The sequence below is a fragment of the Stenotrophomonas maltophilia group sp. Smal12 genome (assembly GCF_037079935.1).
GTDB lineage: Bacteria > Pseudomonadota > Gammaproteobacteria > Xanthomonadales > Xanthomonadaceae > Stenotrophomonas > Stenotrophomonas sepilia.
Window position 1 is genome coordinate 1 of record NZ_JBAWUK010000091.1, and the last position, 7,799, is coordinate 7,799.

Genomic DNA, 7,799 nt, shown 5'->3' on the forward strand with positions numbered 1-7,799 from the left:
GACCAAAGCCAGAATCAGGGCAAAGGAGGCCACCACCCAGACCACCAACTGATACCCTCAGCCCCGTACACCGGGTGGGTCAAAGTTCAACGCGCAGCCTGGGTCAGTTTTAAGTGCGCGCCAACACATCCAACTCCAGACGGGCGAGTGGGGCGCCCGGGTGCCCGCCCCGAACGTTCGGAACGGCGACAGGCTCACTGTGGTTGCCGGGAGCGGCAGCTCCTGGGAAGCCGTCGTTGTCGGCGTGGTTTGGCAAGGCCCGGAGGCCGCGATTTGCCAAACGGCTCGGGGGCTCATGCAGTGTGGGTGCTGCGGGGAAGTGGGGCAGAAAGGGGCCTACCCCTTCTCAACGTATCCGGCAGAAATGCAGCGTTGCGACGATTGCGCGGGTTCGGCATGAAGACGCCAGCAACGAGTCGCCGCAAACGCTTCTACGCATACCAGCGCCGCTCAGGTGGCCAGTGCTACTTCGACAAAGCCATGCACGCCCACCTCCAGCGGTATCCGCACACCATCGGCCATTACCAGCTCACACGCTTCCTGGGCACTTCCGCGTTGCTGACCGCTGAAGAAGCGGCCGCCCAAGGATGGATGGCCAAGCCGCACGGGAGCCCTGCATGACCAAACGCTACATTCTCCGCCCCCCAGAACGCTTGGTCGAAACCATCCACGAGACGTGGATTGACGCGCCCAGCAAAGCCGCGTTTCAAGCCTTGGCCGCCGCGCAAGGCCTGAGCATGCGCGCTGCACTGGCTCAACTCATCGAGCAACACGCCCAGATTCGAGAACCGTTTTCCCCTCGACGCCCGACGCCGTGGACCGGGGAGGGGTCGAAGGGGCGAGAGCGCTACAGGGCCGCGCTCCCCAGTGTGCAGCTGGGACTCCATGCCGTGACGGCCCTGCAGATTGACGCTAACCGGGCTGGGATTCGTCTGACCGAGGCCGTCCGCCAGCTGGTCTGGCTATGCATCCAAGCCAACGCCTGATCCCTCGGACGCCTTTTGCGGGCATGGGGCCAAGGACAGCCACGCGGAGGCTGGGGGAAGCCCTGGCCCACGTCCTAACCTCCCCGGAGGGGGCTTTTCAGGCGCGGCCCAGGCCGCGTTCTTTTGAGCTCTTGAAGAGAAAAAGGCAACGTCAAAAGTGGCATGAAGCAAAAGCGCATTGGGGGAAGGGCGGGTGGCCTCGGCTTCCGCCGGGCCCGACCTGGGCTGGAAATGTGAGGTGTTTTAGGGTTTTTGTGTTTTCTGCTTTTTTCCGTCAGTTTTGTGTTTTAGTCATAAAAATGTAGGGTCAATCTATTGCGAAAAGTTGGTTTTCTTTTACTTTGAGATCAGAGAAGAGCGCCGATGCTCTTTAACCAAAGGGAACCCCATGTTGACGTTCTTTGCTTTTTGCCTCTTGGCTGGATTGGTCGCCGGATTGGCCATTGCTGATCGACTGGATGCGCTCTGATGAATACCCGCAGCCAAACCCAAGCGCCCGCCCGGTCCTCCACCCCTGGAGCCCTCCTGCGATTCCTGTTCGACGCCATGTCGGGCATGGGAGCGGCCAAGCTGGGATGGGAGATGGTGACCGACCCCAAGGCCAAGCTGTCGGACATTGCCATCGGCGTGTCGCTCTGCCTGGCTCCTGCAGCGATTGCGGCCACTTGGGCGCTTTGCCTGTTCGGCATCGCCCAACACCACCAGCTTTTTTGAAACCCGAACCCCTGACAACCACGGAGGACCTCGCTCGTGCGAAAACTTTTCAACAAACTGCTCAACATCGCCCTTTTTGGCATGGTTCTGTTCGCCCTGGACCAAGTCCCGGAACGCCTGGATCGCATGTCGCAAACCGCCCAGAACCTGGTTCAGCAGGTGGGCTACTCGGGCCCCATGCAGGGCATCCCCTCGGGCGTGCCAGACGGTTACGAGTTCTGATGACCCCCGCACCCTGGCCATCGTCGGAGCTCGTTCGCCTCGCATGGGCGGCACGCCGGGATCCTCTTGCCCGGCAGCACCTGCTTCAGGCGTTCCAAGAGGGGGCCGATTTCCATACCCCTCTGTCCAGCAGCGATCTGAACGACGACCTGTTTGCCGTCCCTGGGGATTGCTTGGCCGGGGTGGTGATTCGGGAAATGACGGGCGTCAAGGACGCCGAAGAGTGGCTGCACGCGTTTCTTCGCGCGCACGAGTTGCATCAAGCGCTGCCACCTGCTGTGGGAAGCGCTGGCAAGCGGCGCTTCTGATGAACGTGAGCACGCAGTAACGGGTGGTCAGGGCTACGCCTTGGGTTTCGCCGCGGTTTCCGCTCGCTTACCGAACTCCTTGCACCATTCGAGCATGTCTTGAACGTCCTTTAGCAGTTCGTCCGGACCCGGAAGCCAACTGGGGGTGTCGGTGGGTTGGGAGTGCTCGAATGCCGAATACTTCGTCATCATCCCGTCGATCAGTGCGCAGTCTGCTGGGGTGATTGCACTGAGCCGCTGTAGCTTGTTGAGCGTGTTGATCTCGCGCCGGTAGCGGTTGATGACGCCAGAACAAAGCTCGTCCTCTACAGAGCGCTCAACCAAGATTCGGAAGTTGCTGCAGGCGGCCTTCAGGGCAAGTTCTTTTAGTGGCGGATCAAGCTTCTTAAGCTGTCCGATGCTGCTGATCATTTGGTTCAAGCCGGATTGTGGCTTCAGAGAGAACGTATTGATCTGCGCCGGCATGCCGGTCCTGCTTCCATCGCGGGCGATCGATTCAACCGCGACCTTGACCGTAGGCTGATCGAGGTTGGCCCGCTGCTTGGCGGCACTCTGCAGTAGGACCATCAGTGACAATCGATGTGTGAACACGATCACCTGGCGATGCTCGGCCAGATCTACGAGGCGTTTGGCGACCGCCTCCTCAAAGCGCTGATCCAGGGAGGAGATGGGGTCGTCGAAGATCACGGGCATGCCCCGTTCAAGGCCCGTCGCGTCGGCCAGGAAGGCTGCCAACGCCACGATGCGTTGCTCACCCTCGCTCAGGATTTCACGATTCTTCTGGGCGCCTTGCGCGTCCTTCAGCTCAACGTAAAACGTGAACGCCCCTTTGCCTTGGGATCGATACGACATGCGGACAGGAAGCGAATGGCCCCCCAGCGCCCGCAACTCGGCATTGAAGCGGTCGCAATAGCCCTTGGCCAACTCCGACTCGCCAATGTCATTGCTTTTGGTCGTCAACTGGCTGGTTGAGGTGGACCGGACAGCGGCTTCCACCGTTCCCACGCGTTTGAGGCGGATCACGTCGGCCCATACCGCATCGCGCTGCTCCGACAGCCACTGTTGTGCTTTCAGCTCTGCTAGGCGGCTTTCCTTCTCCTTCCGTCCCGTCGGGTCCAGCAAGCCCGCCAGCGCGTCGCGATCAGCGCTAGTGGTCTTGACCTTCTGATCGTAGGCGTTGGTCCACACCGACCACTGCACTGCCGGAGCCGCCGTGGCCTCGGCCATGGCTTTCAATCTCGCATGGATGGCCTCAAACAGCTCAGTGGCTTGGGGGGCTTCCAAGCCAATAGCAGCGCACTGGGCCTGCCAGGCGACATCGGTGAGAGGACTGGGCAACGCTTTCTTCAGCGCCGTCAGCGCGTCTTCCGCGCTCTTAGCTTCTGTCTGCAGGGTGTCGTTGAGGTAGCTTTCAAAGCTGGCCAAGCGGGCCTTGCCGTCGTCTCCCAACGGTTGCTGGCAGAGGACACAACGGGATTCGTCCCCAACGTGGGGGAAAGGGTGGTCACGGTAGGCAAGACCTGTCGAATACGCCTTTGCAGCGTCCCAAAGGGTTCGCCACACGGCGTCTCCGACGCCTTTGAGCGGCAGCCCATTGAGGAAGGCCGTGGCATAGGCGGTGGCGGCCTGGCGCTTGACCTCTGCATTGCTGCGGGCATCCAAGAGGGCTTGGGCCTTCTCGCCGTTCAAGCTCTCCTTCAATGCCGAGATGCTTGTGGCCATCTGCGACAAGCGTTCTAGCTCTCCGACGGCCTTGGCGTGGGCCACTTCAGGGTTCGCCTGGGCCAGTGCGGTCTCCAGCGCCAAACGCTCATCGTTCAGTGCAGCGGGGAAGGCGCAACGCTGGTTAATATCCTCTTCGGTCAGTTTCGCCGTCAACTTCCGGAGGACCGTTGCAGCGCTGCTCTGCGCGTGCTCTTCCGGGATGATGGGCAGTTTGCTGGTGAGCTTGGCGGCGCGGGCCTTCAATCGGGTGGCGAGATCGTCTGAGATGTGGATGAGCATCCCGACGAACCGCATCGCCCGGGGAAGATGGGTGGCGGTGGTGGCGCTGTCTCCGAACTCCAGCGCTGTGGCTGAGTCGAAGACCGGGACCGCTTTCAACGTCGAATGGGCACCGTCGGATGCTTGCCAAGTGAGATCAGCAGACGATGTCGTGCCGTCGGATCGGGTCGCCGTGACTTTGATCAAGGCAGAGGCAGCATCGGGATTCTGCTTGAACACGTTGCCGTGGATAGATCCCTTGGCCCGCGCGCCACAAACGTGCTTCGTCAAACGGGCGTAGCCCGATTTCCCGGCCCCGTTGGGTCCGTAGACCACGGTCATCTGGCCTTGGCTGAGGTCCAATGCCGCGTCCTCGCCAAGGGCATTGACGCCGCAGATGGAGGAGACCGAGTCGATGCGAAGCTCAGCGGCGGTGGGTGTCCCCAAGATGGTTCCCGGTGCCAACGCCGGGTGGGGAGCATCCAGCTTCTTGGCTGCCTCGGCCAGGCAGTGATCCGCCAGCGCCTCCATCTCCTCTTCGTTCGGCATGCGGCGGTGCTGGATCACCGTGGAAGCGGCCATGCGCAGCCAGCTTGGGCGGCCATTCAACCACTCTTCCAGAGTCGTAGGCGCAGCGGCCCCATTCTTGTTCGCCATCGGTCACTTCCCCTGTGAATGGCCAGAGCCAGGAAGGCTCCGTTCCCCTTCCGCAATAGTGACGCGGGTCACATTTGGAGGCAAGTCGGTGATGGTCGTAGGGGATGGGGAAATGGTTTTCCCGAACGGTAGGGATCAGGCCTCTGAGGGGGCATCGATCTGGGCGGCAGCCAGGGCGGCTGCCAGATCACGGTTCAGTGCTCGCGCTTCAGCCCGCAGTTCGCTCCAGTTCGGCGTCCCGACCGGGCCTTGCCCACGCATCGACGCGAGCCAAGCATGGGATCGCAGCCTGGCCGCTTCCGCGGCTGGCGTCGAGGACTTGAGGGCGTCCAACGCGGCCAACTGGATTTCCAGAAGGTTGATGTCCATCAGCGCCTGCAACTGCTCCGGTGCCATCGGGCTTGGCGCATCCCGCTGCAGCCACCAGCGTCGAAGTCGTTTCAGCATGTCTTCTCTTCCCTGAGATCGTTGTCGCTACTCGGGAGGATGGCCACGCCACGGCTCTGGGCGTAATCCCTCACCTTCGTCAGCAGCTCTCGCTGCTGTTCGGGTTCAAGCCGCGACATCACCAGCAACGTCTCTGCCACTAGATCATTTGTGGCATGGAAATAGGCGACCGGCATGCCAAGTGCTTGGGCCAGCTTTTCCATCGTTGCAGGATCCGGCACGCGATCTCCTCTCTCGTAACGAGAAACCCTGGGAGCGGCGGAGTTTTCCTCGTCCAACCCAAGCACGGCCCCCAACTGTGCTTGCGTCAGGCCCTTGGCCAGCCGGGCCTCGCGCAAGCGGCGGCCAAACGTGTGAGCTGGGGCGAGAGGGGCAGGCATGGGCGATCACGAACCGGGAACAATCCCCAAGTCTGCCGCTTCCCATGCTGCACCGCATTTGCCAAAATGGCAAATAAGGCCATGGTGGCCGGGATCAGGGGGATGCATGAAGCAAGCGATTGCAGCCGTGGCCGTGTGCCTGGCGTTGGCCAGCGGGACGGCCACCGCCCAGGACGGCATTTTGGGAAGGATTGGCAAGGGGTTGATGCAGGCGGGCAAGGACGCCGCCTCGGCCCCGGCGACCAAGCGTTACCTGGAGCCGGCAGGCACTTACTGGGACGACGGCGACCCTCCAGTGCTCGACGGCTACACCCGGATCCGGTGGGGCTTGGCGGCCACCGCGTCGGCCGGTTTCGGCATGTGCGAAGACAACCTCTTTGCCCAGGCCAAGGCCGGCGCTGCCCTGGCACCGGCGATGCGAACCCACTGCATTGGCTCATGGGGGCACCAGTTCAAACGCGTAGGCCTGCAAGGCGATCCGGCCTCTGCGTTTGAGGCCAAGGCGCGGCAGATCGCCTCTACCGATGCGTTCTACCTGCGGCCCTACATCGACGTGGAGATCGACCCCAAGACCAACATTCTCCACGCCTACGTGCTGGTCATGAACCACGACTGGTATCCCCGCTCGCCTGACTTTCTTCCGACGGCCGTTATCGGCCCTTCGCCGTTGGGCAAGGGCAGTGCGGTGGTCGGGGTCGAGCATGGCGGGCGCTACCACGCCGCGCTGCGATTGAAGCCGGAAGACGCGGCCGAGCTGCGACGGGTGGGGCGCGACGCCGCGGGAGACCGAATCTTTTTCAAGGTCGTGGAGGGCAGGTTGAAGCCCAACGGCCTGCCCGACATCGTTCTCCAAATCGACCGGCTGGAGATCGGCTACAAGACCCAGAACATCGGCATCACCCCCTCCAAAGACAAGGACGCATGACATGAAGCACGCACTGATCGTGGCCGCAGCAGCGGCACTTTTGACCCTGACCGCCTGCTCTGGTGACAAGGGCCCCTCAAAGGAGGACGGGGTGAAGGTCGTGGAAGGCTTTTTCACCGAGCAGGGGAGGCAGGCAACCCTCCAGCGCTCTTGGCGGTTTGAAGTCACCGACGCGGGCGGCTTGGATCTCGACTGCGAGAAGAAGCCCAATGGGGATCAAGAATGCATGGTGGGCGGGTCGGTAAAAGCGCAGGGGTCCATCGGTGGCCAGCCCACCAAGCCCGAGCCAAGCACCCTCAAGCCGAAGCTGCGTGCACTGTTCCGCCCGCAGGGCGAGGGCTGGCAAGTGGTCGAAGTGACCGACGAAGGGACGTCTGCGGGCTAAACGGGCCGCAGTCCGCCGCTTGACTGCACGCCGGTCCCGATCAAGCGTGCAGCCATCCAACAGGGGAGGACCATATGAACCGCTATCCGCCGCAGCAAGTTGTGTATGCGCCGCCGGGCCCATCCGCGCTGATCCTCCCTAGCGTCATCTTGGGCCCGTTGGGCCTGGTTGGGCTGGCGGCCGGCCTGGAGGTGATGAAGCGCGACTTCTTCATTGGCCTGGTCTGTTGTGTGCCCGGTGCGCTCGTCTTCGCGTTCTTGGCGTTTTGCCTGGCGCTCCACATCCGGGCTCAGCAGCTCTGGGACTGGCACGTCCGCACGGGGCGGATGCCGTATTTTCGGAAGCACGGCTTCCTGAAAGGGGCGCTGCTCGGGGGCGGATTGGGCGTGGTGACGGTGGTGGCGGCCGCCGTTCTGGGGTTCAAGTATGCGGAGCATCCCCAGTTTGGGGAGATCGCTACCGCAGCGTTTTACTTGGTTTGGCTCTGGGGCGTGCTGTTGATCGGCGTGCTGGCCGTAGTGTTCGGGTGGGTCAAGCGGGCGTGGGATAGAACGGCCCTCCCCAGATGATGCTCTCTGCAACTGGCCGCCTAGTCTGAATGATATATTCGCCTACCTAAGCAGCACCACGCCGGACTTACGACCGCGCCGTTCATTGGGTCAGGATGTTGGCGCGCACTTAAAACTGACCCAGGCTGCGCGTTGAACTTTGACCCACCCGGTGTACGGGGCTGAGGGTATCAGTTGGTGGTCTGGGTGGTGGCCTCCTTTGCCCTGATTCTGGCTTTGGTCT

Annotated in this window: 11 protein-coding genes; 8 read left to right on the forward strand and 3 right to left on the reverse strand. The window is 62.3% G+C overall.

Features of this window, described 5'->3' with window-relative positions:
* Positions 1–480 precede the first annotated feature (480 nt).
* The 5 genes from WDC87_RS21415 to WDC87_RS21435 all read left to right on the forward strand — a co-directional run bounded on the left by WDC87_RS21415 (position 481) and on the right by WDC87_RS21435 (position 2,230).
* The gene (locus tag WDC87_RS21415; protein ID WP_164678622.1) at positions 481–621 is read left to right on the forward strand and encodes a hypothetical protein; all 141 of its coding nucleotides are present in this window, start codon (positions 481–483) and stop codon (positions 619–621) included.
* Positions 618–986, forward strand: a complete 369-nt coding sequence (locus WDC87_RS21420; RefSeq protein WP_024957548.1) for a hypothetical protein — start codon at positions 618–620, stop codon at positions 984–986. The genes WDC87_RS21415 and WDC87_RS21420 overlap by 4 nt, the downstream gene beginning before the upstream one ends.
* 468 nt (positions 987–1,454) lie before the next feature.
* A complete protein-coding gene (locus WDC87_RS21425) occupies positions 1,455–1,700 on the forward strand; it encodes a hypothetical protein (RefSeq protein WP_024958712.1) in 246 nt (81 codons plus the stop codon).
* Positions 1,701–1,736: 36 nt separating this feature from the next.
* On the forward strand, positions 1,737–1,922 hold the full coding sequence (locus WDC87_RS21430; protein ID WP_008268538.1) for a hypothetical protein: 186 nt from the start codon (positions 1,737–1,739) through the stop codon (positions 1,920–1,922).
* The gene (locus WDC87_RS21435; RefSeq protein WP_024958711.1) at positions 1,922–2,230 is read left to right on the forward strand and encodes a hypothetical protein; all 309 of its coding nucleotides are present in this window, start codon (positions 1,922–1,924) and stop codon (positions 2,228–2,230) included. Before WDC87_RS21430 ends, WDC87_RS21435 begins: the two co-directional genes overlap by 1 nt.
* 33 nt (positions 2,231–2,263) lie before the next feature.
* Here the strand turns inward: WDC87_RS21435 and WDC87_RS21440 are convergent, their stop codons facing one another.
* From WDC87_RS21440 to WDC87_RS21450, 3 genes are all read right to left on the reverse strand, one after another.
* A complete protein-coding gene (locus WDC87_RS21440) occupies positions 2,264–4,870 on the reverse strand; it encodes an AAA family ATPase (RefSeq protein WP_301655337.1) in 2,607 nt (868 codons plus the stop codon).
* A gap of 135 nt (positions 4,871–5,005) precedes the next feature.
* The gene (locus tag WDC87_RS21445; protein ID WP_136191685.1) at positions 5,006–5,317 is read right to left on the reverse strand and encodes a hypothetical protein; all 312 of its coding nucleotides are present in this window, start codon (positions 5,315–5,317) and stop codon (positions 5,006–5,008) included.
* Positions 5,311–5,697, reverse strand: coding sequence for a helix-turn-helix transcriptional regulator (locus tag WDC87_RS21450; protein ID WP_024958708.1), 387 nt, complete (start codon positions 5,695–5,697; stop codon positions 5,311–5,313). Before WDC87_RS21450 ends, WDC87_RS21445 begins: the two co-directional genes overlap by 7 nt.
* Positions 5,698–5,803: 106 nt before the next feature.
* Here WDC87_RS21450 and WDC87_RS21455 point away from each other — a divergent pair, with 106 nt between their 5' ends.
* The 3 genes from WDC87_RS21455 (at position 5,804) to WDC87_RS21465 (ending at position 7,576) form a co-directional block, all read left to right on the forward strand.
* On the forward strand, positions 5,804–6,622 hold the full coding sequence (locus tag WDC87_RS21455; RefSeq protein ID WP_057502458.1) for a hypothetical protein: 819 nt from the start codon (positions 5,804–5,806) through the stop codon (positions 6,620–6,622).
* Between the two features lies 1 nt (position 6,623).
* Positions 6,624–7,007 carry a hypothetical protein gene (locus WDC87_RS21460; RefSeq protein ID WP_046433505.1) on the forward strand — a complete coding sequence of 128 codons (384 nt, stop codon included), beginning with the start codon at positions 6,624–6,626 and terminating at the stop codon, positions 7,005–7,007.
* Between the two features lie 74 nt (positions 7,008–7,081).
* On the forward strand, positions 7,082–7,576 hold the full coding sequence (locus WDC87_RS21465; protein WP_224119381.1) for a hypothetical protein: 495 nt from the start codon (positions 7,082–7,084) through the stop codon (positions 7,574–7,576).
* Positions 7,577–7,799 lie beyond the last annotated feature (223 nt).

What these genes read in the sequence shown, in the direction of transcription:
- WDC87_RS21415 (WP_164678622.1), top strand. Translation starts at nt 481, where the DNA reads ATGCACGCCCACCTCCAGCGGTATCCGCACACCATCGGCCATTACCAG.
- WDC87_RS21420 (WP_024957548.1), top strand. Translation starts at nt 618, where the DNA reads ATGACCAAACGCTACATTCTCCGCCCCCCAGAACGCTTGGTCGAAACC.
- WDC87_RS21425 (WP_024958712.1), top strand. Translation starts at nt 1,455, where the DNA reads ATGAATACCCGCAGCCAAACCCAAGCGCCCGCCCGGTCCTCCACCCCT.
- WDC87_RS21435 (WP_024958711.1), top strand. Translation starts at nt 1,922, where the DNA reads ATGACCCCCGCACCCTGGCCATCGTCGGAGCTCGTTCGCCTCGCATGG.
- WDC87_RS21440 (WP_301655337.1), bottom strand. Translation starts at nt 4,870, where the DNA reads ATGGCGAACAAGAATGGGGCCGCTGCGCCTACGACTCTGGAAGAGTGG.
- WDC87_RS21445 (WP_136191685.1), bottom strand. Translation starts at nt 5,317, where the DNA reads ATGCTGAAACGACTTCGACGCTGGTGGCTGCAGCGGGATGCGCCAAGC.
- WDC87_RS21450 (WP_024958708.1), bottom strand. Translation starts at nt 5,697, where the DNA reads ATGCCTGCCCCTCTCGCCCCAGCTCACACGTTTGGCCGCCGCTTGCGC.
- WDC87_RS21455 (WP_057502458.1), top strand. Translation starts at nt 5,804, where the DNA reads ATGAAGCAAGCGATTGCAGCCGTGGCCGTGTGCCTGGCGTTGGCCAGC.
- WDC87_RS21460 (WP_046433505.1), top strand. Translation starts at nt 6,624, where the DNA reads ATGAAGCACGCACTGATCGTGGCCGCAGCAGCGGCACTTTTGACCCTG.
- WDC87_RS21465 (WP_224119381.1), top strand. Translation starts at nt 7,082, where the DNA reads ATGAACCGCTATCCGCCGCAGCAAGTTGTGTATGCGCCGCCGGGCCCA.